Raw genomic sequence first — 24541 nt, 5'->3', positions numbered from 1 at the left:
GCCCATGGCTTCTACCGCACCGCTGCGCTCCTGAAGCACGCGATCGAGAAGCGGATGCCGAACCCGATCCAGGCAGGATCCGACTGACAGACGTGGCGCCGCCCCCGCCATTCCCGGAGCGGCGCCGTCATTGTTTTTGATCTGCGGCGCTCCCATCGGACGGGAGCCCGCCCGCCGGGAGGAGGCTTGATGCTCGGGAAGACCAGGAAGTTTCCGCCGTTCGTCGAGATGATCGGTCTGACACTGGTCAGACAGTCGCCGGATCATACGGAGACGCAACTGCGCATGCGGCCGGAACTCCAGAACAACAAGGGCAACCTTCACGGCGGACTGATCGCCACAATCCTGGACACGTCGCTCGGCCTTGCGGCACGCTCGGACCTCGACGTGCGGACGTCTTCCGCCACCATCAGCCTGACCGTTCACTATGTCGGACCGGCGCGCACCGACGTTCGCTGCATCACCCGGCGTGTCCGCAGGGGCGGGTCGATCTGCTTCGTCGAGGGACGGGTGATCGACGCAAACGACGACGTCGTGGCGACGGGCACGGGCGTATTCCGCCTCTTCGAGCCGGCACAGCGGGAAGCGGAAGACTGACGCATCAGGCGCAGTCGTTCCGCCGACCCGCCGCAGGTTCACACGTAGCCCTGCTGGGCGATCACCTCGGAGATCTCATTCACCTTCTGGCGCAGCGCCCCGACCATCTCGGGCACGCGCTGCTCAGGGATGCGGCTGGCAATGGCCGTGATGCTGATGGCCGCAAACGGATGGCCGGTCTTTCCCGTGATGGCCATCGCGACGGCCTTGATCTCGGGCAGGTGCAGGACTTCCTGGTAGACGTATCCCTGTTCCCGCGCGTTCTCGACCCTGCGCATCACATCTTCCGCGGTGGTGTTGAACGAGAGATAGCGTTCGCGGTTGTGCTCGATGATCGTTTCGACCTCGGCGGGGCTGTGGGCGGCCAGAAGCGCGATGCTGCCAGCGCCGATACCCATCGGGCGCCTGCGGCCGACGTCGACCGTGCAGGTGCGGATCGGATAGGTACCCTCCTGCCGGTCAACACAGACGCCGTCGAAGCCGCTGCGGACCGTCAGCAGGACGGAGTCGCCCAGGGTGTCGGCCAGGGCGCGCATCGCGGGCTGGCAGATCTCCTGGATGTTGAAGTGCGGAAATGCCGTCGTGAACAGTTCGAACAGCAGCGGTCCGAGATGATAGCGGCGCGTCTCGGGGTTTCGGGACAGAAACCCCACGCTGTTGAGCGCGGTGACGATGCGATGCGCCGTCGGCTGTTCCAGCTTGGCCAGAGACGCGATCTCGCTGATCTTCATGCCCGTGGTGTTGTGGGCGGCAACAATGCGCAGGAGCGCGGCAATTCGCACGGTACCCTGAGCGCCCTGAGGAGCGGCGACCTGAAGGTACTTCTCCCAGCCTTCGCTCGACCGGGGTGCATCTGCATTCGTCCGGGGTGCATCTGCCTCAGAATTTTTCAACATATGGGTTGATCCGTAATCCATTCGCGTGTTATGCGCATCAATGTTCCAACTATTGAATAACTATCCGAGGGAGCGGATGGTCGGAGGGAGATGTCCAGCAGCGTGCCGATTTGCGGGTGCCAGTCCCGGGGACGCGGCTGATCATCAAACGCCAGACCGATCCAGCCACGGCCCGAATCCTCACGCGAAGGCGAAAAAAACACCTCCATTTCTCCAATATGTGGGCATACCCGCATGGAAATATCAATCCTCCCGTGGCGTTTTGTTGCATAGTGATACGCAGGAAAGCTTTTTCCCTTTCGGGAGGAGTGCCGGCGGGCGGCGCATTTCCAGGCAGGGAGCCGGCCGAAAGGGTGATCGCGCCTTGTGGGGCGTGATCCGCCTGACGCGGCGCCCCGGCCCTTTGACAGGTTCGCATGAGGGCCGTCACGCGATCTCCCGGCCGGGTGCGCTGGTGGCGCGGGTTGCTGCCATGCACGGCCGGACCTCTCTTTCCCTCACACCCGTATCCGATCTCCAGCCGACCCCGATCCGCCGGATGCGGGCCTCGATCCCGGCGCGAACCCGGATGACAGTGGCCCGCGGGCGAGGATGGCCGGGGGCGTGCTGAATCCTGAGTTTGGCGATTGCCGGAAGGGGTTGTTACCTTGATTGATTACGACAAGCTGAAAAACTGGAAATTCGAGCCTGTTTACCAGACCTATTCCCGCCGCGACGCAATCATTTACGCGCTGGGCCTGAACATAGGCCATGATCCGCTGGACGCTTACGACCTGCGTTACGTGGCCGGAGAGCCGCCGATGGTCGAACCCATGATGGCCATGACGCTCGCTCGTCTGGGGCCATGGATGCGCCATCCCGAGACGGGCATCGACTATCGCCGCATCGTCGTGGGCGAGGTGACGCTACGTAGCATCGCGCCGCTGCCCATCGAGGGAAGGGTTCGCGGGGATCATCGGGTGGTACGCGTAACCGACAAAGGGGAGGGGCGCGGCGCACTCGTCACCGTCCTGCGCGAGTTGCGGGATGACGAAACGGGCGAGCTGCTCGCCGAATATGAGCAGGTGACCTTCTGCCGGGCCGAGGGCGGGTTCGCGCGCGACGGACGCCACGATCCCCAGCCTTCGGAACCGGCTCTGCCGAAGCCGTGGCTCGACGGGACGAGGCCGGATTGGGCGGCCGAGGTGCCGACATCTCCCTCTCAGGCGCTGATCTACCGGCTTTCCGGGGATTACAATCCGCTTCATTCCGATCCGGAGACGGCGCGCAAGGCCGGCTTTGAACGCCCCATTCTCCACGGTCTGGCAACGATGGGCATGGCCGGTCACGCGCTGGCGCGGCTTGCCGATGCTCCCCTGGAAATGGTCCGCGGCCGACTGTCGGCCCCCGTGTTCCCTGGCGACCGCCTGCGTCTCGAGGCGTGGCGCGCGGACGGGCTGGTCGTCTTCCACATGTTGAATGCCGAAGGGCGCGAAGTTCTGTCGAATGGTGTCTGTAAACCCAAATAATGGATTGACAGGGCCATATGACCCCCGTAAACGTTTTCATATGACCACATAGTGGAGCCTCCTTGATGAATTTCTCCTTTTCCGAAGAGCAGAACCTATTCGCGGAGTCCGTCCGCAACTTTGCGCTGAAACATCTCAAGGACGGTGCGCTCGAGCGTGCGCACCAGGAAGAATTCCCGCGCGAGATGGCGCGCCTCTTCCACGAGCAGGGGCTGATGGGCATCACCATCCCCGAAGAGGATGGCGGCCAGGGCGGCACGCTCATGGATGCCGTGATCGCGATCGAGCAGATCGCGCTGGTGTGCCCCCGCAGCGCGGACATCATTCAGGAAGGCAACTTCGGCGCCGTCCGTACCCTGGCGCAGTATGCCACGCCTGACCAGAAAGAGCGCTTCCTGAAGCCTGTTCTGGAAGGCCGGGAAATCATCGCGGTCGGCATGACCGAGCCGGATGCGGGTTCGGCCACCACCGACCTGAAGACGACGGCGACACCGGACGGCAAGGGCTGGCGCATCAAGGGCTCCAAGGTTTTCCCGAATCCCCACGCCGATTTCTATCTCGTCTACGTCCGCTTCGGGCCGGGCGTCGGCGGCATCGGATCCGTCCTGATCCGTCGCGACGCTCCGGGCTTCTCCATCGGCAAGACCTCGCAGTTCATGTCCGGTGCGCCGTGGGCTCCGATCTTCTTTGATGACGTGTACGTCGCTCCGGAAGACGTTCTGCTGCCGGCAGGCGGTTTCAAGAAGCAGATCCAGGGCTTCAACGCGGAGCGTATCGGCAACGCCGCCCGCTCGCTGGCCTATGGCCGCTACTGCTTCAACGAGGCGCGCCGCTACGCCACCGAGCGCAATCAGTTCGGCCGCCCGCTGTGCGAGTTCCAGGGCCTACAGTGGAAGTTCGCCGACATGAAGGTGGCGATCGAGGCCGCGCAGCTGCTGCTGTATCGCGCCGCGTCGAATGCGGACGTGGGTCTGCCCTCGGCCGAGGAAACCACCCTGGCCAAGCTCATGTGCAACCAGGTCGGCTTCAATGCGGCTCACGAGGCCATCCAGATCATGGGCGGCCTGGGTTACTCGAAGGAAACGCTGGTCGAGTACTGCTTCCGCAGGTCGCGCGGCTGGATGATCGCCGGCGGTTCCATCGAGATGATGAAGAACCGGCTTGCCGAGCTGATCTTCGAGCGCCGCTTCCCGCAGCGTCCGCCGCGTGTCGAGGAGGTCGCCAGGTGACCATCCAGGCTGCGGCAACCGATGAAATCGTCGTCTCTCCCAAGGCGGAGGGGGTTGTCGAAGTACGTCTGAACCGGCCGGACAAGCTGAATGCCCTGAATGAGGACATGTATGGCGCGCTGACCAGCATTTTCGGTCAGCTGCACGAGGATCGCGCAGTGCGCGCCATCATCCTGACGGGCGAGGGCAGGGGATTCTGCTCGGGGTCTGATGTCAGAGGAATGTTGAAGGTCACGGGCCTCGCGGCCCGTGCCCGTCTGCAGCGCCGCCACGCTGCAATACGTGCCATCTACGGCTGCGAGAAGCCGACCATTGCCGCGGTTCGCGGGCCGGTTGCCGGCATCGGTTTCTCCGTGGCCATGGCGTGCGATTTCGTCGTCGCCTCGGAGACCACGTTTTTCCAGCAGGCTTTCCGAAATGTGGGCCTGGTCCCCGATGGCGGTGCGATCTTCTTCCTCAATCAACGGCTGGGTGTCGGCCGCGCCAAGGATCTCGTGATGACGGCGCGCAAGATCCGCGCCCGGGAAGCCCTCGAGTGGGGGCTGGTCCACGATCTGGTGGCGGATGACGCGCTCGAGGCGAAGGCGCTCGAACTGGCGACGGAGCTGGCTGCCGCGCCCACGTTCACGCTCGCGCTTGCCAAGAAGATGTTCGCGGCAACCGCCAGCCCCTCGCTGGACACGGTTCTGGAAATCGAAAGCTACGCCGCCGGCGTGGCCCGCACGTCCGCCGATCACAAGGAAGGGGTGACGGCCTTCCGGGAAAAGAGAAAGCCGAATTTTACGGGCGAGTAAACGCCGGGAAACGAACGAGTACGCAGATCAAGGCGCCTGCGGTCTGGATCCGGAGGGCCGGAGTAACGAAACGATGAACATGATCAATAACAAGGTGAGCCCATCCCTGGGTGATTGCATGTTTCGGCCGCGGGCGGTGGCGCTGATCGGCGCCTCCGCGGATCCGGCCAAGAACAACTCGCGGCCGCAGCGTTATCTGAAGGAAGCGGGCTTTGAGGGGAAGATCGTGCCGATCAATCCCGGCCGGACCGAGATCATGGGCGATACCTGCTATCCCGATCTCGACTCCGTTCCCTTCGACATCGACCACGCCTTCATCATGGTGCCCGCGGCGAAGATCGAGGATGTGATCGAGCAGTGCGGACGCAAGCGCGTGCCGGTTGTCACCATCTTCACGGCCGGCTTTGCCGAGCTCGGCGAGGAAGGTCTGGCGCTGCAGCGGCGGATCGTGGAGAAGGCGCGCGCCGCGAACGTGCGCATTCTCGGCCCGAACTGTATCGGCCTCATCAATGTGCAGGGCAAGCTGCCGCTGACCGCCAATGCGGCCGTGCAGGAGGAAAAGCTCCTGCCCGGCAATGTCTCGGTGGTGTCACAGAGCGGCAGCATGCTGGGCAGTATCCTCACCCGCGCAGCCGCCCGGGGCATCGGTTTCTCGAAGATGGTCTCCATCGGCAACGAGGCCGACCTGTCCGTGGGCGAGGTCGTCTCCATGATGGCACAGGACAAGGATACCGAGGTCATCCTCATGTTCCTGGAGACCATCCGCGATCCGGTTTCCCTGGCGCGCGCGGCGCGCGAAGCCTTTGCCGTCGGCAAGGTGGTCATTGCCTACAAGCTCGGCCGGTCGGCGCTCGGTCGGCGCGTGGCCGCCTCCCATACCGGCGCGATGGTCGGTGCTGACGAGCTGGCGCAGGCCTTCTTCCGCGCCAACGGCATCATGCGCGTCGAGACGATGGAGGGGCTGATCGAGCTGCCGCGTCTCGTACAGGGCCACAGACCGCCCAGGAGCAACCGCGTCGGCGTCATGACGGCGACCGGTGGCGCGGCGGCCATGATCGTCGACCGACTTGGCGTCTTTGGTGATGTGGTGCCGGAGCCGCCGCAGGAGTTCCGCGACAAGCTTGCCGCCGACGGCATCGAGATCTCGGATTCTCCGCTGATCGATCTGCCGATGGGCACGAGCGGCGGTGGCCGTTACAGCCGTATCCTCACCGAGCTGCTCGCGTCCGACCATTGCGATGCCGTCGTGTCCGTCATGGGTTCCTCGGCCCGGTCGAACCCGCAGATGATCTGCGACCGGGTGCTCCAGGCCAAGCGTGGCGGGAAGCCGCTGGCCGTGTTCCTCGCCCCGCAGGCGGACGAGGGTCTGCGCATCCTGCAGGAGGCCGGCATCGCGGCCTTCCGCACACCCGAGAGCTGCGCGGACGCGATTCACGCCTATCTCAACTGGCACGCGCCCACGGACGAGGTCCCGCAGGACGGGGCCGCGCTGGAGAAGGCCCGCCGCATCGCCGCCGAAACGGAAGTGTGGGACGAACGCAAGGCCAGCGCGCTGTTCGAGGCGCTGGGCGTTCCGGTTGCCGAAACCCATGTCGTCACCGCCGACAGCGAGCCCCTCACTCCCGCGTTTGAAAAGTCCGCCGTGAAGTGCCTTTCCCCGGACATCCTGCACAAGTCGGACGCCGGCCTGGTGGCCCTCGGGGTTGCTCCGGAGGAGGTGGACGGCGTGACAAAGGACATCCTTGCCAAGGCGCGAGCTGCTTTCCCCAAGGCCAGGCTGGAGGGCGTGCTCGTCCAGAAGATGGAGAAGGGCCTTGCCGAGGTCATCCTCGGCTACCGCCGCGATCCGGAGGTCGGGCCGGTCGTCGTGCTCGGCATGGGAGGCGTGACCGCAGAGCTTCGTCCAAGCATCTCCGTCCGCCTTGCGCCGGTCGACGTCGCGACCGCCCGGGAAATGATCTCCGAGGTTCCTGAACTTCGGAAGGTAAGTGGCTTCCGGAACCTGCCGAAGGGCGACCTGGACGCTCTCGCGGAGGCCATCAGCAGGTTCTCGATGATCGCGGCCGTGGGCGGCGGCATCACCGAGGCAGAGATCAATCCGCTTCTTATCAGGGAGGAAAACAATGGTGTTGTCGCAGTTGACGGGCTTGTCGCCCGCTGAGAAAAAAGTTTCGCGCCGAACGCTGCTGGTGGGCGTTCTGGCGGCAGGCATTGCAACGGGCATGGCCTTTGCCCCCGCGCTGGCCGGTGAATATCCGGAGCGTCCGATCGAAATCATCGTTCCGTTCCCGCCCGGCGGCGGTTCCGATGCCATGGCCCGCACGGTCTCGGACCTGATCGGCAAGGAACTCGGCCAGCCGGTCGTAATCGACAACCGTGGCGGCGCGAATGGCGCGATCGGCACGCAGCTGGCGGCGGCCGCGGAGCCGGACGGTTATACCCTCTATGTCGGCAACCTCGGCACGATGGCCATCACGCCGAACCTTGACCCGAATATCCGCTACGATCCGGTCAAGGATTTCGTTCCGATCACCCAGTTCAACGCGTCTTCGACGGTCCTCGTGGTGAACCCGAAGCTGGGCATCAAGACGTTCGAGGAGTTCATCCAGTACGCCAAGGACAATCCGGGCAAGCTGAACTACGCATCGAGCTCCCCGGCAACCATCCTGCCGATGGAGATGCTGAAGCAGATGGCCGGCATCGATCTCGTGCACATCCCCTACAAGGGATCGGGCCCGGCGATGACCGATCTTCTCGCAGGCCATGTCGACATCATGTTCGGCGGCGCTGTCGCCACCGTTCCGCACGTCAAGAGCGGCGCCCTCATCGGCCTGGCCGTGGCGGGGTCCCAGCGGACGTCCGCGCTGCCTGACCTGCCCACCGTTGCCGAGGGCGGCTATCCGGACTTCGCGGCAGACTCCTGGAACGGCCTGTTCGCTCCGGCCGGCACCCCGCCGGAAATCATCGCCAAGCTGAATGCCGCCACCGTCAAGGCGCTCAACGATCCGCAGGTCTTGGAAAAGATCAACGCGGAGGGCGCCACCATCGTCGGCAACACGCCCGAGGAATTCGCCGAATACGTGGCCGCCGAACACGCGAAGTGGAAGGCGGTCATCGAAGGCCTGCCCGACGACATCTCTCTCGAATAGGGGAAACGACCTTGTCAGCAGTAGCAAGCCCATCTTCAGACACCAGGGAGAGCCTGAGCGGCATCTTTGCCGCTTACGCTTCCTCGCTCGATGGGGCGCAGGTGGATGACGCCGCCCTGCATGCCCTGCGCCGCGCCATGGTCGACTATCTTGCCTGCGTCTATGCGGGCAATGAGCAGCCGGCCTCCCAGGCGATCAGGCGCTGGGCGGCTGCCGAAGGCGGCGCCGCCGCGGCAACGGTGGTCGGATCGCAGGTCCGGCTGCCGGCGTCGCAGGCCGCTTTCGTCAACGGAGCCGCGGCCCACTCGCTGGACTTCGACGATGGCTACACGCGGGGGTCCGTCCACCCCGGCGGCGTCATCTATTCGGCTGCGCTGGCTGCTGCTGAAAAATACGGCGCCAGCGCCGCGGACTTCATTGCTGGCGTGGTCGCCGGCTATGACATGATGCTGCGCCTGGCCGAGGCCATGCACCCCACCTCCGCGCTGCGGGGGTGGCACAACACGGCAGTGGCAGGCGTTCTTGGCGCCGCCGTGACGGCGGGACGCATTCGGGGGCTGTCGCCGCAGCAACTGCGCGACGCCATCGGTCTCGCCACCAGCTTCTCCGGCGGCATCCGGGAATACCTGAATGATGGTGCGGAGGTGAAGCGCCTGCATCCCGGCAAGTCGGCCCGCGACGGCATTGTCTGCGCGGAACTGGCCGCAGAGGGCATCACCGGTCCGGTCGAGTCGCTGGAAGGCGCTGACGGCCTTTTCCGCGCCATGGTGGACGACCGCGCGAAGGCGGGCAGGGTGGTCGAGGGTCTCGGCAAGGAATTCCTGATCACCCAGGCCTATTTCAAACCGTATCCGTGCTGCCGTCACTTCCACGCGGTTATCGACGCCACACTGGCTCTGCGCGACGAAGGGGTAGATCCGGCCCGCGTGCGCGGCATCACGATCGGCCTCTATGAGGTCGGCGCGCACGGCCATGATCACCGTACCGCCTCGAACCTGCTCGAAGCGCAGATGAGCGCGCCCTGTGCGGTCGTCACCTCCCTGCTGCACGGCTTCCCGAGCGTCTCGACGTTCGATCCCGCGGTCTTCACCAGCGCCGAGGCGCAGCGACTGCTCGCCGCCACCACGGTGGAAGTCGACGATGAGTGCCAGGCGATCTACCCGAAGATCCGCAGCGGCATCGTCACACTGGAGCTGGATGACGGGACGCGGGTCCAGAAGCGAGTCCTGGAGCCGCGGGGCGAGGTGGCGAACCCGCTCTCCGACCAGGACCTCAGCCAGAAGTTCATGAACAACCTCCCCGAGCACGTCAGCCGGGACACGGCCGCAAGGCTGCTCGACTGGATTTGGAACATGAAGCGGGACTCCGACCTGTCGGCCATGTTCCCGCTTCTTGCCGGAAACTGAAGGATAACAGGGTGACAGAAGAAAACCTGCCACAATCACCGTACGGGCGCTTCCTGTACCACGCCGCGCGCGGCGAGCTCGCCTTCCAGCGCGACGCAGAGGGACGGGCGTTTTTTCCTCCGCGTCTCGTATCTCCGAAGGATGGCGGCGAGCCCAGCTGGTGCATCTCCGCCGGAAAGGGCTCGATCCACTCGCTGACGCTGGTGCGGCACAAGGGCGAGGCGCCGCTGCCGCTGGCCCTGGTGGATCTCGACGAGGGCTTTCGCATGATGAGCAACATCGTGACGGACGCGCCGGAGTCCCTCCGGATCGGAGACAGGGTTTCCGTCACGTTCCGCTCGCTGGCTGAGGGGCAGCCGCCGCTTCCGGTCTTTGTTCGTGAAGGAGAAGCGGCATGATCAACAAGCCCAAGCGTGGCAGCGTTGCTATCGTCGGCGCGGCGGAATCCGATCTGGGCCGTGTGCCGGATCACACGACACCGGTTGACCTCATGGGGCAGGCCGTCATCCGGGCCCTGAACGACTGTGGCCTCAAGCTCAGCGATGTTGACGGTCTCTTCGCTGCTACCTCGCAGGTGCGGATGGCGCCGATGGCGCTTGCCGAATACCTCGGTATCAAGCCGAAATACTTCGATGGCACCAATATCGGCGGCTCCTCCTTCATGTCGCATCTGGCGCATGCCCATGCGGCCATCGAGGCAGGGCTTTGCTCCGTCGCGGTGATCGCCTACGGCAGCACCCAGCGTTCGGTCAGCCGGGCGGCGGCGGCTCCGCGCGAGTACAATCCCTGGGAGACGCCCTACCGGCCGATCCTTCCGCCTTCGGCCTATGCGCTCGCCGCATCGCGCCACATGCACCTCTACGGAACCACCCGTGAGCAACTCGCTGAGGTTGCGGTCGCGGCGCGCAAGTGGGCTCTGCTCAATCCGAAGGCCTGGGAGAAGGAGCCTCTCACCATCGAGGACGTGCTGTCCGCGCGCATGGTCAGCGATCCCCTCACGGTTCGCGACTGCTGCCTCGTGACCGATGGCGGCGGGGCGCTGGTCGTGGTGTCCGCCGAACGGGCACGCGACCTGGATGTGAAGCCGGTGTATGTCCTCGGTCATGGCGAGGCGCTGACCCATCAGTCCATCTCCTGCATGGAGGATCTGACCGTCACCGGAGCCGCCATTTCCGGCCCGCAGGCCTTTGGCATGGCGGGTGCCACGCCCGCCGACATGGATGTGACCATCCTTTATGACGCGTTCACCATCACGCCGATCCTGTTCCTGGAAGATCTCGGCTACTGCCGAAAAGGCGAGGGTGGCGCATTCGTCTCCGGCGGCCGCATCGCTCCCGGCGGAGAACTTGCACTCAACACCAACGGCGGCGGCCTGTCCTACTGCCATCCGGGCATGTACGGCCTGCTGGGCATGATCGAGGCCGTCAGGCAGCTGCGCGGCGAATGCGGTGACCGTCAGGTCCCCAACGCAAAGCTTGCGCTCGCCCACGGCAACGGAGCGGTTCTGTCCAGCCAGTGCACCGCAATCTTCGGCACCGCCGACGCACTCTAGAAGGAAATGAAGATGCTTGAGGGAAAGGTCGTTATCGTCACCGGCGCCGGCCGTGGCATTGGCCGGGACATTGCCCTGCTCATGGCGAAGGAGGGTGCCAAGGTCGTCGTCAATGACCTTGGCGTGGCGCTGGACGGCACGGGCGGCGAAACAAGTCCGGCACAGCAGGTTGTCGACGAGATCCGTGCAGCGGGCGGGGAGGCTGTTCCGAACTTTGACAGCGTGGCTTCCTGGGAAAGCGCCCAGAAGATCGTCCAGACGGCGCTCGACAGCTTCGGCCGCATCGACTGCGTCGTGAACAATGCGGGCATCCTGCGCGACATCATGTTCCACAAGATGGAGCCGCAGGACTGGGAAATGGTCATCCAGGTCATGCTGCACGGCGCGTTCTACATGAGCCGTGCCGCGATCACCCATTTCAAGGCCCAGGAAAGCGGCTGCTTCGTGCACATGATCTCGACCTCCGGCCTCGCCGGCAACTACGGGCAGGCTGCATACGCGTCGGCCAAGGCCGGCATGGTGGGCCTGTCCAAGTCGATCGCCATCGACGCGCAGAAGTACAATGTCCGCTCCAACTGCGTGGCGCCTTCGGCCTGGACCCGCATGACCGGCTCCATTCCGGAGACCGAGGCCAACAAGGCCCGTATCGCCCAGCGCAAGCAGGTGACGCCAGACAAGAACGCTCCCCTCGTCGCATATCTCGCCAGCGACGCCGCCAAGGACGTCAACGGTCAGATCTTCGCGACGCGAATGAACGAAATCTTCCTGATGAGTCAGTCGCGGCCGCTGCGCAGCATCCACCGCAGCGAGGGATGGACGCCGGAGACCATCGCCACGCACGCGATCCCGGCGCTCAAGGCCAGCTTCTATCCGATCGAGCGGAACCAGGACGTGTTCTGCTGGGATCCCGTCTGAGCCTCGGGCAAAGGGAGGAATTCATGAAGACCAGAAAAGGAAATGTCGACGTCGAAAGCGGTGTGTTCTTCACCGTGATCGGAGTAATCGCGCTCCTGCTGTCGACCCGGTATCCGTTCGGCTCCGCGGCCCGGATGGGACCGGGTTTCTTCCCGGTCATCCTTAGTGTGATCATGACCGGCCTCGGAATCGCGATCCTGATTTCGGGTCTGCGCACGAAGAAGCCGGTCTTCCCGGAAGCTTTCGACATGAAGAGCCTTGGTGCGGTCACGCTGTCGATCGTTCTCTTCGGTGTCCTTCTGCTGAGGGCGGGATTGCTCATCACGGTTCCCCTCTCCGTCTTCGTCGCCTCCTTTGCACAGCCCCGCGTGAACTGGCGCAAGACACTGGTCATTGCTCTGGCCATTACCGCCTTCTGCTGGCTCGTGTTCATTGCAGGCCTCGGTCTGCGAATTCCGGTGCTGCCGAGGATCTGAGATGGATTTCGTGAACAATCTTGCGATGGGGTTCTCCGTCGCGCTGTCGGTGCAAAACATCCTCTACTGCATGGTGGGCGTGATCGTCGGCACGGCGATCGGCGTGCTGCCCGGCCTAGGGCCGCTGGCCACCATCGCCATGCTGCTGCCGCTCACCTATGCGCTGGAGCCCACATCGGCGCTCATCATGCTGGCCGGCATCTATTACGGCGCTCAGTATGGCGGGTCCACGACGGCCATTCTCGTCAATCTGCCCGGTGAATCCGCATCGGTGGTCACCTGCATCGACGGTCATGAGATGGCCAAGAAGGGAAGGGCAGGTGCCGCGCTGGCTCTGGCTGCCCTCGGTTCGTTCCTCGGCGGTACCGTCGGCACGGCGCTGATCGCGAGCTTCGCGCCAGTGCTCGCCACCTTCGCGTTCAACTTCGGCCCGGCGGAATATTTCTCGCTCATGGTGCTGGGTCTGGTGGCGGCGGTGACGCTCGCCCACGGCTCTCTCATCAAGGCAATCGCTATGGTGGTCCTGGGCCTGCTGCTGGGCTGCATCGGCATCGACGTCAACAGCGGCGTTCCGCGCCTCGATTTCGGGATGCTGGAGCTCGCCGACGGTATCGAGTTTGTCGCGATCGCCATGGGCGTATTCGCCTTCACCGACATCGTGATGAACTGGCGCAAGGAAGACAGCGGCCCGGTCGAGGCAGCCAAGGTCACGTCGCTGATGCCCAACCGAGAGGAGTTCCGGAAGAGTTGGCCGGCAGCCGTCCGCGGCACGATCCTCGGCTCCATCCTGGGGCTGCTGCCTGGCGGCGGCGCAACCCTCTCGTCCTTCGCCTCGTACAGCGTCGAGAAGCGCCTTTCGCGCAATCCCGAGGAGTTCGGTCGTGGCGCGCCCGCCGGCGTCGCGGGCCCGGAGACGGCCAACAATGCCGGCTCGCAGACGTCCTTCATTCCGATGCTCACGCTGGGCATCCCGTCGAATGGTGTGATGGCCCTGATGATCGGCGCGATGATGATCCACGACGTGGTCCCCGGCCCGCAGATCATGACCGAGAACGCCCCGCTGTTCTGGGGTCTCGTGGTCTCGATGTGGATCGGCAACCTCATGCTGCTCGTGCTGAACCTGCCGATGGTGGGGCTGTGGGTGCGGCTGCTGCGCGTCAAGTACGACATCATGGCGCCGGTGATCCTCATCGTCTGCCTGATCGGTCTCTTCAGCATCCAGAACCAGGCGTTCGAGATCTATCTCGCCGCCATCTTCGCCGTCGTCGGCTATCTGTTCCGCCGCATGCACTGCGAGCCGGCGCCGCTGCTGCTGGGCTTCATTCTCGGGCCGATGCTCGAGGAGAACCTGCGCCGCGCGCTCCTTCTGGCACGCGGCGATGCAATGACCTTCGTGGAGCGGCCCATTTCGGCGATCCTGCTGGCCATTGCCTTCATCCTGCTGGCGCTCGTGCTGATGCCGAGCTTCCGTCAGAAGCGTGAGGAAGTTTTCGCAGAGGAAGAGGCATGAGCCTGGCCGACAAGGCACCGGTTGCATCCCGCCTGCAATACGCCATGAGGCTGGCCTTCAGCCTTGCCATCGGTGCGTTCGGAGGCGCGGTCTTCTACATGCTGTCCCTGCCATTGCCCTGGATGCTCGGGGCAATGTGCACGGTCCTGACGGCCGCGCTGATGCAGTTGCCGGTCGTGTCGGCGAAGCGGGTGCGGCCGCCGATGGCCGCCGTCATCGGCGTCATGCTGGGAAGCTCCTTCAATCCCGACATGTTCGCGCGGATACAGGAGTGGGTCCCGGTGACGCTGGCGGCCGTGATGGCGATGATCGCCACGGGTCTTGTCGGATATCTCTACCTCCATTACGTCGCGAAACTGGATCCGGTCACATCCTACTTCGGCGGGATGTCGGCCGGCATCTACGAGATGACGGCACAGGGCGGGATGCTCGGGGGAGACGAGCGCAGGATAGCCCTCATTCAGGCGACCAGGGTGTTCCTGGTCGTCTTTTGCGTGCCGATGGTGCTCAACCTTTTCCTGCATTTCGGCTCGACCAAGGGGCTGTCTCTGCAGAATGGCGCCAGCGGATACACGATCCGCGACATCGCCGTGCTGATCATTTGCGGGGCCGTCGGATGGCCGCTGGCCCAGAAGCTGCATCTTCCCAACCCGGCCGTGATCGGGCCGATGCTGTTCAGCGGGATCGTCCACGTATCCGGCATCACCAGTAGCGCTCCGCCGTATATCCTGGTCTCGGCTGCCCAGGTGGTGCTGGGAACGACCATCGGCGGACAGTTTCTGGGCGCGGACCGGCGCCTGCTCCTGGAGACCGCAAAGCACAGCATCGTGCTCATGCCGCTCATGATCGCGGTCTCGGCCCTTTGTGCCTGGATTGCAGTCCATTGGTCCGATGTGGGCTTCGCCGCCATTTTCCTCGGGCTCGCCCCTGGAGGAACCGCGGAAATGTCGCTGGTTGCACTGGCGATCAAGACCGACGTGGCGCTTGTCGTGTTTCACCAGATGTTCCGCCAGGTTGCCATTCACCTGCTGGCGCCCGGCTTTTTCCGGGTCATCCGGCGCAGGAGCTGACATGCCGGCGCGGAAAGGAAAATCTGTTCAATTTCTGTCCGGCAGCCAACGCCCTTTCATGCGGCTGTCGGTTGCCGCTGCCACTGCCTTTGCATTTCTCAGAATGTTTGAGTTCGGGGGATCAGGATGATCCGCATTTCAGACAAGAGCGATATATCTGCCAGCGACGTTGTAAACGAAGTGGTCAGCCGGCCGGGGTGGGCGCAGTTCCTGCCCGGCGCGATTCCGGCGGGAGCGCAGGGAACGGTCCGGATTGCCGCTCTCTTGCGAATCCTGGCGGCGAACAATTCCACGGGAATGAAGCTCCACGAAATCGTGTCGGCGGCGGAACTGGAGCAGTCGACGGCGCATCGCGTGCTGAGCGCGCTGCACAGCGTCGGTTTCGTCGCGAGGGACGAGGAAGCCAAGCGCTACCATCTCGGCCCGCTGCTGTTCGAGCTGTTTACCACCGCCTTCCCGCACTTTAACATGCGAGAGATCTGCCGGCCGTACATCGAGCGGCTCGCCGAGGAACTGGGGGATACCGCCTACGTAATGGTTCAGTCCGGCTACGATGCCATCTGTGCAGATCTGTGCCAGGGAAACCATCCGATCCGCACGTGTACGGTTTCCGTCGGGCAGCGCCGGCCCTTGGGGCTTGGGTGCGGCAGCCTGTGCGTGCTCGCGCACCTGAGCGACCAGGAAGTATCACGGATCATCACCCACAACCAATCCCGGTATGCGGCCTACAGCCTCACCGGCGACATCATCCTGGAAAGGGTCAAGAAGGTCCGCGAGCTCGGATACGTGGCGCAGGAGGCGCTCACATCATCCGACGTCATCGGCGTGGCAGTTCCGATACTCGGCAAGACCGGCTACCCCCTGGGATCGCTCAGCATGACGGCGCTCCGGTCTCGCATGACGGAGGAGCGCATCGAAACCCTGCGGAACGCACTCGACAATGCCACCCGCCAGATCCGCGATCACATCGTGGACATGGGTTACGTGTGATCACGGAGCTGAAACACTGTCAAAAAATCATTATATGGATTTATATTGCGAGAAACTGGTTGCCAAGCATGATTTTTGCCATATAATGAAAATCGCTAAAGTTGCGCGATAGAGGACCCTACCCCCCTGCTAAACAGCAGTCAGTCTCGGGGCGCGATGTCAGCTGCGCCCGGCCGTCTTTTTTACTGCCGCATGGGGGGAGGGTAAGGACGGAGATCGTTGAATGACAACCCATTATGAGCTGTTCATTGGCAACAGGAATATTAGATCTGAAGATCAAGAATATTTTCCGACGATAAATCCATATACTGGAGAGACCTGGGCCTATATTCCTCAGGCCAGTGAAGAGCAGGTTGCCGAAGCGATCAGGACCGCCCGCAAGGCATTCGACACCACCTGGAGCAAGACAACGGGTTACCAGCGCAGCCGGCTGATGATCCGGCTGGCGGAACTTCTCGAGGCCAACGCCGATCGCATGGCGCGGCTCGAGACCACGGACAACGGCAAGTGCATCCGTGAAACCAGCGGTCAGATGATCAGCGCCGCGCGCGCCTACCGCTTCTTTGCCGGGCTTGCGGACAAGCTGTCCGGCCAGACCATTCCGACGGACAACAGGGATACTTTCGACTACACGCACCGCGAGCCGCTCGGCGTTTGCGTGCTCATCACAGCCTGGAACTCGCCGATGGCGCTGCTGTCGAACAAGCTTGCGCCGGCGCTGGCGGCGGGCAACTGCGTGGTCATCAAGCCTTCCGAACATGCTTCCGTCACGACGCTCGAGTTCGCCCAACTGGCGCGTGAGGCGGGCTTCCCGGATGGTGTCATCAACGTCGTCACGGGCGACTATCGCGCTGGCAAGGCGCTCCTGCGGTCCGAGCGCATCGACAAGGTGAGCTTCACAGGAAGTGCTGCTGTCGGCGCCCAGATCGCGAGTGCCGCAGGCGAGCGGCTGGTGCCAGTGACGCTCGAACTCGGAGGCAAGTCGCCAAACATCATTTTCGAGGACGCGGAACTGGATCGCGCGGTGCCGGGCGCCATGGCGGGCATCTTTTCGGCCACCGGCCAGACCTGCATCGCCGGCTCCCGCCTTTTTGTCCAGCGCAGCGTCTACAAGGAAGTATGGGAGCGGCTGGTCGAGCGTGCCAAGCGCATCCGCCTCGGCGATCCGATGGATCCCAGGACCCAGATGGGCACGGCGGCAAACGAGCCCCAGTTCCAGCGCATCCTGCAGGCCATCGAACGGGGCAAGGCGGAAGGCGCGAAGCTCGTCACCGGCGGCAAGCGCGCAACCGGTCCGGGCCTCGAGCGCGGCTTCTTCATCGAACCGACCATCTTCATCGACGTGAACAACAACATGGAGATCGCGCGCGAGGAAATCTTCGGGCCGGTCCTCTGCGTCATTCCGTTCGACACGGAGGAAGAGGTCATCGAAATGGCCAACGATACCCGCTACGGCCTCGCCGCGGGCATCTGGACCACCAATCTCTCGCGCCACCTGCGCGTTTCCCGTGCGCTCAACGCCGGCATGGTGTGGGTGAACACCTATCGCGTCGCCCAGGCGATGGTGCCGTTTGGCGGCTTCAAGGACTCCGGTTTCGGCAAGGAGCGCGGCGTCATCGCCATCAACGAATATCTGCGGGTGAAGAACGTGATGATCGACTTCGCCGCAGCCGTCCGCGACCCGTTCGCCGACTAACCGCACCCGGGCAAAATCCCGAAGAACAGAATTTCAGGACTGAACATTATGGCAAGGACACCCGATTACTTCAAAGGAAAGACGATTGTCATCACCGGCGGCGGCAGCGGCATCGGCCGCTCCACTGCTGTCATCTTTGCCCGTGAGGGCGCGAACGTGGTGGTGGGCGACATCAACGAGGAGGGCGGCGAGGAGACGATCCGGCTGGTCAAGGAGCAGGGCAGCGACGGCCTGTTCGTCTACACCGACGTCACGAAGCGCGACAACGTCCGCAACCTCATGAACACCGCGATCGAGAAGTTCGGGAAGATCGACTTCCTGTTCAATTCCGCCGGCTCGGCGCTGCGCCGCTGCGGTTTCCTCGAGATTGACGAAGACCTCTGGAACCTGAGCTACGACCTCAACGTGAAGGGCACGTTCTACGGCATCCAGGAAGTGCTGCCGCACATGCTCAAGAACGGCAAGGGCGTGATCGTTAACGTGGCAAGCATGGCCGTTCGCCGCGGCGGTCCCGGCACGTCGGTGCACTATGCCTCCGCCAAGGGTGCTGTGAACACGCTGACCATGGGCGTGGCGCGAGAGTTCGCGGACAAGGGCATCCGATGCCTATCGGTCTCGCCCGCCAGCGTGTCGACCAACTTCCAGGCGGCTTCCGGCACGACCAAGGAGCATGAGGAGCGCATCATCGCTGCCAATCCGATGAAGCGGAATGCCCATCCGGACGAGATCGGCGAGCTCGTGCTGTTCATGTGCTCGGATGCCTGCGAGTTCATGACCGCCGATACCGTATACGTCAGCGGCGGTGGCGGATTCCGCTGACCGGCGAATGAGATCGGATTGGTGGGATGCGGTCAGCGCCGGCAGTTCCTTTCCCCGCAAACGAGATCCCGCGGGGGAAGCCTGCCCGGGTCAGGGCAGGGGCAGCCTCCGGGCTGTGTCTACCCGATGGGCGCCGGGGTACCCCGGAACCGTTCTTCGACTTGCGTCATGACTCCTTTAGCCAGCGGATGATGTGATGGGGAGCCAGAAACTACTTGAGGTCGAAAACCTGTGCATCAGATATGGTGCACTGACGGCGGTATCGTCGGTAAGCTTTTCCGTGTCAAACAAGGAAGTCGTCGGGCTCGTCGGTGAATCCGGCGCAGGCAAGTCGGCTACGGCCAAGGGCATCATCGGCCTGCTGCCGCCGATCGCCAGGATGAGCGGCTCGGTCCGCTACAGGGGCGAGGAGCTGGTGGGCGCGTCGCGCGCCCGTCTCCAGAAGGCCCGCGGCGCGCAGATCGGCTACATCTTCCAGGACGCGCTGACCGCGCTCGATCCGGTTCGCACCGTCGGGGTGCAGCTCGTGGAGGCGCTCCGGGTCCACAAACCGGTGTCGAAACGCGAAGCCTGGCAGGCAGGCGAGGCGCTGCTCGAGGAGCTCAAGATCCGCGATCCCAGACGGGTGATGAATTCCTATGCCCACGAGCTTTCGGGCGGCATGCGCCAGCGCGCTATCATCGCGCTCGCCCTGATCGCCGAACCCGAGGTCATCATCGCGGACGAGGTGACGTCAGCGCTCGATGTCACCGTACAGCGCAAGGTACTGGAAATCCTGTTGCGGGTCTGCTCCGACCGCGGCGCCGGCCTCATCATGATCACCCACGATCTCGGCGTCGTGGCACAGACCTGCGACCGCGTCATCGTGCTCTACGGCGGCATCGTCGCGGAGGACGCCGATGTGTATACGCTGTTCGACCATCCCCGGCATCCCTATACCCATGCGCTGATGCGATCCATGCCCCGCGTCGGTTCGGATGCTCCCTTCGAGCCCATCCCGGGATCCGCCATTCAGGTTTTCGGGGAACTGCAGATGTGTCCGTTCCATGAGCGCTGCGCAAAGGCCGGCCCAGACTGTAGCGCGAAACTGCCGCCGGTTCAGACCTATGGTGGCAGCCAGTTTCGGTGTTTTCATCCGGTGGGGTTGGAGCAATGACGGCAAGTGTGTCGCACGTAGAGCCCCGTGGCGCGCGGCTCGAGGTCCGCAACCTGACGAAAACCTTCCCCGGCGGGTCAACAGGTCTGTTCACGAAGAACCGGGTGGTCGCCGTCAACAACGTGACGTTCACGGTTGAACCCGGACAGTCGACCGGTCTCATCGGCGAATCCGGTTCCGGAAAGACGACCGTCGCCCGAATGATCACGAGACTGGTGACGCCGGACAGCGGCCAGGTTCTCGTCGACGGCAGGGATGTGCTCGCCCGGAGCCTGGGGGCAAGCGAATTCGCCCGCCTCATCCAAATCGTCTTCCAGGATCCGACCTCATCGCTCAATCCTCGATGGAAGGTCGGCGATCTCATCGCGGAAGGAATCCGCGTCCACAAACTGATGCCGGAATCGGAAGTGCCGCAAAGGGTTGCGCAGCTTGCCGAGAGCTGCGGCATTGCCAGGGTGGCGCTCGAACGGTTCCCGCACGAGTTTTCCGGAGGGCAGCGCCAGCGCATAGCTATCGCCCGCGCTCTCGCTGTCGAGCCAAGAATTCTTGTACTCGATGAGCCTGTTTCGGCGCTTGATGTAAGTGTTCAGGCGCAGATCCTCGTTTTGTTGAAAGAATTGCAGAAGAAACTTGGCCTTACTTATCTCATGATCGCTCATGATCTGGCTGTTGTCGAACGCTTTTGCGATCGAATTATTGTCATGCGTCACGGGGAGGTGGTGGAGACTGGTGACGCCCACAGCATTTATGCGCATCCCAGGCACCCATACACACGGGAACTGATTGAAGCGCATCCGATACCGGATCCACGCGTCCGCTCGCTGCGGGTTCGCGACGAGGATCCGGTTGCCTGACAACTGGAAATAAATGGGAGGAAGCATGTCATTTCTTCGATCTGCCGTGAAGCATCTGGCGCTTGCCGGCGCGTCGCTGGCCCTTCTGGCATCCGCCGCATCCGCACAAGACTCCGCGCCGCGCGAGCCCAAGGGGACGCTGACCATTGGCTGGGCTTGGGATCCCGGCACGATGGATCCGCAGATGCACCGCGCGCGGTTTACCCAAATCATTTCCCACGCCATGCGCGACAAGCTTTACTATCTGCCTCCGCCCGGCCTGGGACTTGCGCCTCTCGTCGCCGAAGACGTTGAACAGGTCGATGACACGACCTACGACCTCAAGCTCCGTCAGGGCGTCAAGTTCCACAATGGCGACGAGCTGACGTCCGAGGATGTCGTCTACACGTTCGAGCGTCTGTGGGATCCGGCCACGAAGTCGCCGCGCGCCAGCATGGGCAACATGGCGAATGTCGAAAGCGCCGAGGTGGTCGACCGCTATACGGTGCGATTCAAGACCAAGGTGCCGTTCGGTCCGCCCAATCAGGCGATCCCGGGCCTGAACTTCGCCGCCCAGGAAATCATGAACAAGAAGGTCGACGGCGCCCGTACCCTCGAGGAGACGCGGACGGCAGCCCCGATGGGCGTCGGGCCGTTCAAGTTCGTCGAGTGGACGCCGAACCAGCGCGTGGTCATGGACGCCTTCCTCGACTATTGGCAGGGGGCTCCGGGCGTCGAGCGGATCATCTGGCGCACCATTCCGGAGGAGGCCACCCGCGTCGCCGAGCTGCTTTCCGGTTCCGTGGACATGATTTATCCGGTCACGACGGACTTCGTTGACCAGCTGCGCGCCGCCAACATGAAGCTCGAGATCGTCCCGGGTTCGTCCATGCGTATGCTGCAGATGAACGTCCGTGAGGGATCGCCTTTCGCGGATCCCGAAGTCCGCAGGGCCATGAACGTGGCGATCGACAAGGATGCGATCGCGGAGCACATCTACCGCGGCCTTGCCGTCGTGGCCCGGCAGGTATCCGGTATCGGCCAGGAGGGTTACAACCCGGATTATGATCCGTTCACCTATGATCCGGAGGCCGCCAAGGCCGTCCTGTCGAAGGTGACCAAGCCGATCGAGATGTTAACGGTCCCGATGTTCGAGCTGCCGGCCCAGTTCATCGCCGAGCAGCTGCGCGGATACGGCATGAACGTCTCCACGAAGATCATGGATACCGCGGCCTTCAACGCGGCCGTGGAAGCGGGCGACTTCGACCTGGCGCTGGCCTTTGCCGGCTATGGCACTGGCGAGTTCGTGGGCGCCTACTACAACAACCACTTCGAGTGCTCGCGCCTGGCCACGGGCCGTATCCGTACCGGCTTCTGTAGCGAGGATCTGGATAGGAAGTATGCCGAGCTGCGCAGGGAGCTCGATCAGGCCCGCTGGCAGGAGAAGATGGATGAGATCAACCGCGAGCTGACGGAAGTCCACATGCCGTGGGTGCCGCTGTTCATCGAGGCGGAGGTGTGGGCGATGCAGCCCCACGTCCAGGGTTTCGTCGGCTCGTCGACCGGACAGATGTTCGACCTCCACAAGGTTACGCTGGAGAAATGATCCATCCCGGTTCTGTCCCCGTCCGGCCCGGACGGGGACATGCCGGAGCGGTTTAAGGAGACGTGTGACCGGTTTTCCGGGTGGAGCCGCGGCGGACCAGAAAGCGCGGTTCCAGGAAAGCAGGGACCGGCCTCCCGTCCGGGACCGCGAAAACAGGGAGCTGGAGCGTTCAAGGTTTCCGGTGAAGCCGGAAAGGCTCCGAGGACTCGAAGGGAACTTCGTCGTGTGGCGTTTCATCGCGAAAAGATTGTTGGAAACCGCTGTCGTCGTTCTGGGCGTGTCGGTCATCGTCTTCGTGCTGCTCAGAATCATGCCCGGCGACCCGGTTCAGTTGCTGTTCGGCGAAGGCGACGATGCCGATCTGGCGGCTTCGCGGGAGATGTATCGGCAGATGCTCGGTCTCGACCGGCCGCTGCCGGTCCAGTACCTCATTTTCCTCAAGGAAATCTTCACCCTGCATCTGGGCAACTCGCTGGTGAGGGGCGGCGAGCCGGTCATTCAGATGGTGGGACGCGCGCTGCCGCTGACCATCGAGCTTTCGATCTTCGCGCTCGTCATCGGCCTGCTCATCGCCATACCCGTCGCAGTCCTCTGCGCGCTCAAGCAGAACACGTTCTGGGACCGTGGCGGCACCGGGTTCGCCCTGATCGGGGCTTCGATGCCGAACTTCTGGCAGGGAATCCTGCTGATCATGTTCCTCGCGGTCTGGATGCCCGTCTTCCCGGTCAGCGGCGTGCTGGCCCAACACATCACCATCGAGCGCATCACGGGCGCGCCATTCACCGACGCCGTGCTCACCGGCAACTGGGAGGGCGCGCGATCCGCGTTCATGCACCTCGTGCTGCCCGCGACGACCCTGGGCACCACCCTGTCGGGCCAGTTCGTCCGCGTGCTGCGCTCGAGCCTCCTGGAGGTCAAGCACCAGGAATTCGTCCACGCGTTCCGCGCCCGGGGCATCGGCGAGCCGACAATCGTCTCCCATCTGCTGCATAACGCGCTGCCGACCACGGTGGTGATCATCGGCATGCGCATCGGCATGCTGCTCAGCGGAACGATCGTGATCGAGACCCTCTTCGCCTATCCCGGAATGGGCTTCCTGCTGGTGCAGGGCATCAATGCCCGCGACTTCCCGGTGGTGCAGGGAGTTGTCGTGCTCCTCACGGTCCTCGTGGTGCTGTCCAACCTGATCGCGGACATCATCCACGCGTGGCTCGATCCGAGAGTCAAACTTGCATATCAGAAGGGCAAGTAATGCAGGCTGTCATCTCTTCCATCGGCTTCTGGTTGCGGCAGATCGCAAAGAGCCCGCTGATTGCTCTGTCTTTCATCGTGCTGCTCGCCATGGTCATCGTGGCTATCTTCGCGCCGCAGATCGCGCCGTACTCGCCCAATGCGCAGTCGATTGCCTTCCGTCTGCTTCCACCGGGATCGGACGGCTACATCCTGGGGACCGACCAGCTCGGGCGCGACGTGCTCTCGCGCCTGATCTGGGGCGCGAGACTGTCGATAGGCGTCGGCTTCGCCGTGATGGTGCTCACCGCCGTCGTCGGCGTGATTCTCGGAATCATCTCCGGCTATTTCGGAGGCATCGTCGACTCCGTCATCATGCGTCTGGTCGACATGTGGCTGGCGTTCCCCTTCCTGCTGCTGGCGATCGCGCTGGTGGCGGTGCTCGGGCAGGGTTCCGACAAGCTGATCTTCGCCCTCGTGCTGTCGGGCTGGCCGGCCTTCGCGCGTCCCGTGCGCGGCGAGATCCTGCAGCTCAGGGAGCGGGAATATGTGCTGTCGGCCAAGGTGCTGGGCGTACCGCCGCTGAGCGTCATGTTCCGCCACCTGCTGCCCAACGTGATGCCGACCATCCTGGTGCTGGCCGCGCTGGACCTGGGTGCAACGATCCTGTCGCTCGCTGCCCTTGCCTTCCTCGGCCTTGGCGTGGATGCCGAGACGGCGAGCTGGGGCGGGATGCTGGCTTCGGGCCGCAACTATGTCGCCACGGCCTGGTGGCTTTCGACCTTCCCCGGCCTCGTCATCTTCGCCGTGGTGATGGCGTCCAACCTGATCGGCGATTGGCTCCGCGACCTGTTCGATCCGCGGTCTCCGTTCCGCCTGGGCTCAATCTCCGCGGCAGCAAGAAAAAGGCTGGCTGAAGACTCTTCATCCAGCTTCCCGCGCCCGGCCCGTCCTGAACCGGGGACCGGCGCGCGGCCTCCTCACGACAGAAAGGCATAAACTTGATGAAAGTCCTTGTTCCCGTGAAGCGGGTTATAGATTCGAATGTGAAGCCGCGTGTGAAGGCGGATGGGTCTGGTGTTGATCTTGCCAACATCAAGATGGCGATG

General features: G+C 63.7%; 22 protein-coding genes and 1 pseudogene. 22 read left to right on the top strand and 1 reads right to left on the bottom strand.

What is annotated here, in order from left to right:
* The first annotated feature begins 189 nt into the window (after positions 1-189).
* Entirely contained in the window at positions 190-597 is a 408-nt protein-coding gene (locus ABD906_RS11030; RefSeq protein WP_345099454.1) for a PaaI family thioesterase, read from the top strand.
* Between the two features lie 38 nt (positions 598-635).
* On the opposite strand, the gene ABD906_RS11025 is transcribed toward ABD906_RS11030, so the two are convergent.
* Positions 636-1493: an IclR family transcriptional regulator gene (locus tag ABD906_RS11025; RefSeq protein ID WP_345099453.1), complete on the bottom strand. Its 858-nt coding sequence runs from the start codon at positions 1491-1493 to the stop codon at positions 636-638.
* 647 nt (positions 1494-2140) lie between these two features.
* Here ABD906_RS11025 and ABD906_RS11020 point away from each other — a divergent pair.
* From ABD906_RS11020 to ABD906_RS10920, 21 genes and pseudogenes are all read left to right on the top strand, one after another.
* Positions 2141-3001 carry a MaoC/PaaZ C-terminal domain-containing protein gene (locus ABD906_RS11020; RefSeq protein ID WP_345099452.1) on the top strand — a complete coding sequence of 287 codons (861 nt, stop codon included), beginning with the start codon at positions 2141-2143 and terminating at the stop codon, positions 2999-3001.
* A 65-nt stretch (positions 3002-3066) separates the two neighbouring features.
* Positions 3067-4230, top strand: coding sequence for an acyl-CoA dehydrogenase family protein (locus tag ABD906_RS11015; protein ID WP_345099451.1), 1164 nt, complete (start codon positions 3067-3069; stop codon positions 4228-4230).
* Positions 4227-5024: an enoyl-CoA hydratase/isomerase family protein gene (locus tag ABD906_RS11010; RefSeq protein WP_345099450.1), complete on the top strand. Its 798-nt coding sequence runs from the start codon at positions 4227-4229 to the stop codon at positions 5022-5024. Before ABD906_RS11015 ends, ABD906_RS11010 begins: the two co-directional genes overlap by 4 nt.
* A 73-nt stretch (positions 5025-5097) precedes the next feature.
* Entirely contained in the window at positions 5098-7185 is a 2088-nt protein-coding gene (locus tag ABD906_RS11005) for an acetate--CoA ligase family protein (protein WP_345099449.1), read from the top strand.
* Entirely contained in the window at positions 7148-8173 is a 1026-nt protein-coding gene (locus tag ABD906_RS11000) for a Bug family tripartite tricarboxylate transporter substrate binding protein (RefSeq protein ID WP_345099448.1), read from the top strand. Before ABD906_RS11005 ends, ABD906_RS11000 begins: the two co-directional genes overlap by 38 nt.
* 11 nt (positions 8174-8184) lie before the next feature.
* On the top strand, positions 8185-9579 hold the full coding sequence (locus ABD906_RS10995; RefSeq protein ID WP_345099447.1) for an MmgE/PrpD family protein: 1395 nt from the start codon (positions 8185-8187) through the stop codon (positions 9577-9579).
* A gap of 11 nt (positions 9580-9590) precedes the next feature.
* Positions 9591-9977, top strand: a complete 387-nt coding sequence (locus ABD906_RS10990) for a Zn-ribbon domain-containing OB-fold protein (protein WP_345099446.1) — start codon at positions 9591-9593, stop codon at positions 9975-9977.
* Positions 9974-11131, top strand: coding sequence for a thiolase (locus ABD906_RS10985; RefSeq protein WP_345099445.1), 1158 nt, complete (start codon positions 9974-9976; stop codon positions 11129-11131). The genes ABD906_RS10990 and ABD906_RS10985 overlap by 4 nt, the downstream gene beginning before the upstream one ends.
* A gap of 6 nt (positions 11132-11137) precedes the next feature.
* Positions 11138-12046: an SDR family NAD(P)-dependent oxidoreductase gene (locus ABD906_RS10980; RefSeq protein ID WP_345099444.1), complete on the top strand. Its 909-nt coding sequence runs from the start codon at positions 11138-11140 to the stop codon at positions 12044-12046.
* A gap of 23 nt (positions 12047-12069) precedes the next feature.
* The gene (locus ABD906_RS10975) at positions 12070-12522 is read left to right on the top strand and encodes a tripartite tricarboxylate transporter TctB family protein (protein ID WP_345099443.1); all 453 of its coding nucleotides are present in this window, start codon (positions 12070-12072) and stop codon (positions 12520-12522) included.
* 1 nt (position 12523) lies between these two features.
* Positions 12524-14032 (top strand): tripartite tricarboxylate transporter permease, encoded by a 1509-nt coding sequence (locus tag ABD906_RS10970; protein WP_345099442.1) that lies wholly within the window; start codon positions 12524-12526, stop codon positions 14030-14032.
* Complete coding sequence (locus ABD906_RS10965) at positions 14029-15102, top strand: AbrB family transcriptional regulator (RefSeq protein WP_345099441.1); 1074 nt, start codon at positions 14029-14031, stop codon at positions 15100-15102. The genes ABD906_RS10970 and ABD906_RS10965 overlap by 4 nt, the downstream gene beginning before the upstream one ends.
* Before the next feature lie 126 nt (positions 15103-15228).
* Positions 15229-16092 carry an IclR family transcriptional regulator gene (locus ABD906_RS10960; RefSeq protein ID WP_345099440.1) on the top strand — a complete coding sequence of 288 codons (864 nt, stop codon included), beginning with the start codon at positions 15229-15231 and terminating at the stop codon, positions 16090-16092.
* A 223-nt stretch (positions 16093-16315) separates the two neighbouring features.
* Positions 16316-17788 (top strand): aldehyde dehydrogenase, encoded by a 1473-nt coding sequence (locus ABD906_RS10955; RefSeq protein WP_345099439.1) that lies wholly within the window; start codon positions 16316-16318, stop codon positions 17786-17788.
* Positions 17789-17836: 48 nt separating this feature from the next.
* Entirely contained in the window at positions 17837-18607 is a 771-nt protein-coding gene (locus tag ABD906_RS10950) for an SDR family NAD(P)-dependent oxidoreductase (RefSeq protein WP_345099438.1), read from the top strand.
* Positions 18608-18803: 196 nt separating this feature from the next.
* Complete coding sequence (locus ABD906_RS10945; protein ID WP_345099437.1) at positions 18804-19763, top strand: ABC transporter ATP-binding protein; 960 nt, start codon at positions 18804-18806, stop codon at positions 19761-19763.
* Entirely contained in the window at positions 19760-20617 is an 858-nt protein-coding gene (locus ABD906_RS10940) for an ATP-binding cassette domain-containing protein (protein ID WP_345099436.1), read from the top strand. The genes ABD906_RS10945 and ABD906_RS10940 overlap by 4 nt, the downstream gene beginning before the upstream one ends.
* Before the next feature lie 25 nt (positions 20618-20642).
* Positions 20643-22202, top strand: a complete 1560-nt coding sequence (locus tag ABD906_RS10935) for an ABC transporter substrate-binding protein (RefSeq protein ID WP_345099435.1) — start codon at positions 20643-20645, stop codon at positions 22200-22202.
* Between the two features lie 64 nt (positions 22203-22266).
* Positions 22267-23454 (top strand): ABC transporter permease, encoded by a 1188-nt coding sequence (locus ABD906_RS10930; protein WP_345099434.1) that lies wholly within the window; start codon positions 22267-22269, stop codon positions 23452-23454.
* Entirely contained in the window at positions 23454-24431 is a 978-nt protein-coding gene (locus ABD906_RS10925; protein WP_345099433.1) for an ABC transporter permease, read from the top strand. The genes ABD906_RS10930 and ABD906_RS10925 overlap by 1 nt, the downstream gene beginning before the upstream one ends.
* A gap of 5 nt (positions 24432-24436) precedes the next feature.
* Positions 24437-24541, top strand: a pseudogene (locus tag ABD906_RS10920) (electron transfer flavoprotein subunit beta/FixA family protein); the annotation flags it as partial.

Source organism: Chelativorans composti, from assembly GCF_039541695.1.
GTDB classification, from domain to species: domain Bacteria; phylum Pseudomonadota; class Alphaproteobacteria; order Rhizobiales; family Rhizobiaceae; genus Chelativorans; species Chelativorans composti.
Note: the sequence above shows the minus strand (reverse complement) of the source record. Positions and strands in the feature narration are given on the sequence as shown.

Bases quoted from the DNA above. Each gene is read 5' to 3' on its own strand.
- ABD906_RS11030 (WP_345099454.1), top strand. From the start codon at position 190: ATGCTCGGGAAGACCAGGAAGTTTCCGCCGTTCGTCGAGATGATCGGT.
- ABD906_RS11025 (WP_345099453.1), bottom strand. From the start codon at position 1,493: ATGTTGAAAAATTCTGAGGCAGATGCACCCCGGACGAATGCAGATGCA.
- ABD906_RS11015 (WP_345099451.1), top strand. From the start codon at position 3,067: ATGAATTTCTCCTTTTCCGAAGAGCAGAACCTATTCGCGGAGTCCGTC.
- ABD906_RS11005 (WP_345099449.1), top strand. From the start codon at position 5,098: ATGAACATGATCAATAACAAGGTGAGCCCATCCCTGGGTGATTGCATG.
- ABD906_RS11000 (WP_345099448.1), top strand. From the start codon at position 7,148: ATGGTGTTGTCGCAGTTGACGGGCTTGTCGCCCGCTGAGAAAAAAGTT.
- ABD906_RS10985 (WP_345099445.1), top strand. From the start codon at position 9,974: ATGATCAACAAGCCCAAGCGTGGCAGCGTTGCTATCGTCGGCGCGGCG.
- ABD906_RS10980 (WP_345099444.1), top strand. From the start codon at position 11,138: ATGAAGATGCTTGAGGGAAAGGTCGTTATCGTCACCGGCGCCGGCCGT.
- ABD906_RS10975 (WP_345099443.1), top strand. From the start codon at position 12,070: ATGAAGACCAGAAAAGGAAATGTCGACGTCGAAAGCGGTGTGTTCTTC.
- ABD906_RS10970 (WP_345099442.1), top strand. From the start codon at position 12,524: ATGGATTTCGTGAACAATCTTGCGATGGGGTTCTCCGTCGCGCTGTCG.
- ABD906_RS10965 (WP_345099441.1), top strand. From the start codon at position 14,029: ATGAGCCTGGCCGACAAGGCACCGGTTGCATCCCGCCTGCAATACGCC.
- ABD906_RS10960 (WP_345099440.1), top strand. From the start codon at position 15,229: ATGATCCGCATTTCAGACAAGAGCGATATATCTGCCAGCGACGTTGTA.
- ABD906_RS10955 (WP_345099439.1), top strand. From the start codon at position 16,316: ATGACAACCCATTATGAGCTGTTCATTGGCAACAGGAATATTAGATCT.
- ABD906_RS10950 (WP_345099438.1), top strand. From the start codon at position 17,837: ATGGCAAGGACACCCGATTACTTCAAAGGAAAGACGATTGTCATCACC.
- ABD906_RS10945 (WP_345099437.1), top strand. From the start codon at position 18,804: ATGGGGAGCCAGAAACTACTTGAGGTCGAAAACCTGTGCATCAGATAT.
- ABD906_RS10940 (WP_345099436.1), top strand. From the start codon at position 19,760: ATGACGGCAAGTGTGTCGCACGTAGAGCCCCGTGGCGCGCGGCTCGAG.
- ABD906_RS10935 (WP_345099435.1), top strand. From the start codon at position 20,643: ATGTCATTTCTTCGATCTGCCGTGAAGCATCTGGCGCTTGCCGGCGCG.
- ABD906_RS10925 (WP_345099433.1), top strand. From the start codon at position 23,454: ATGCAGGCTGTCATCTCTTCCATCGGCTTCTGGTTGCGGCAGATCGCA.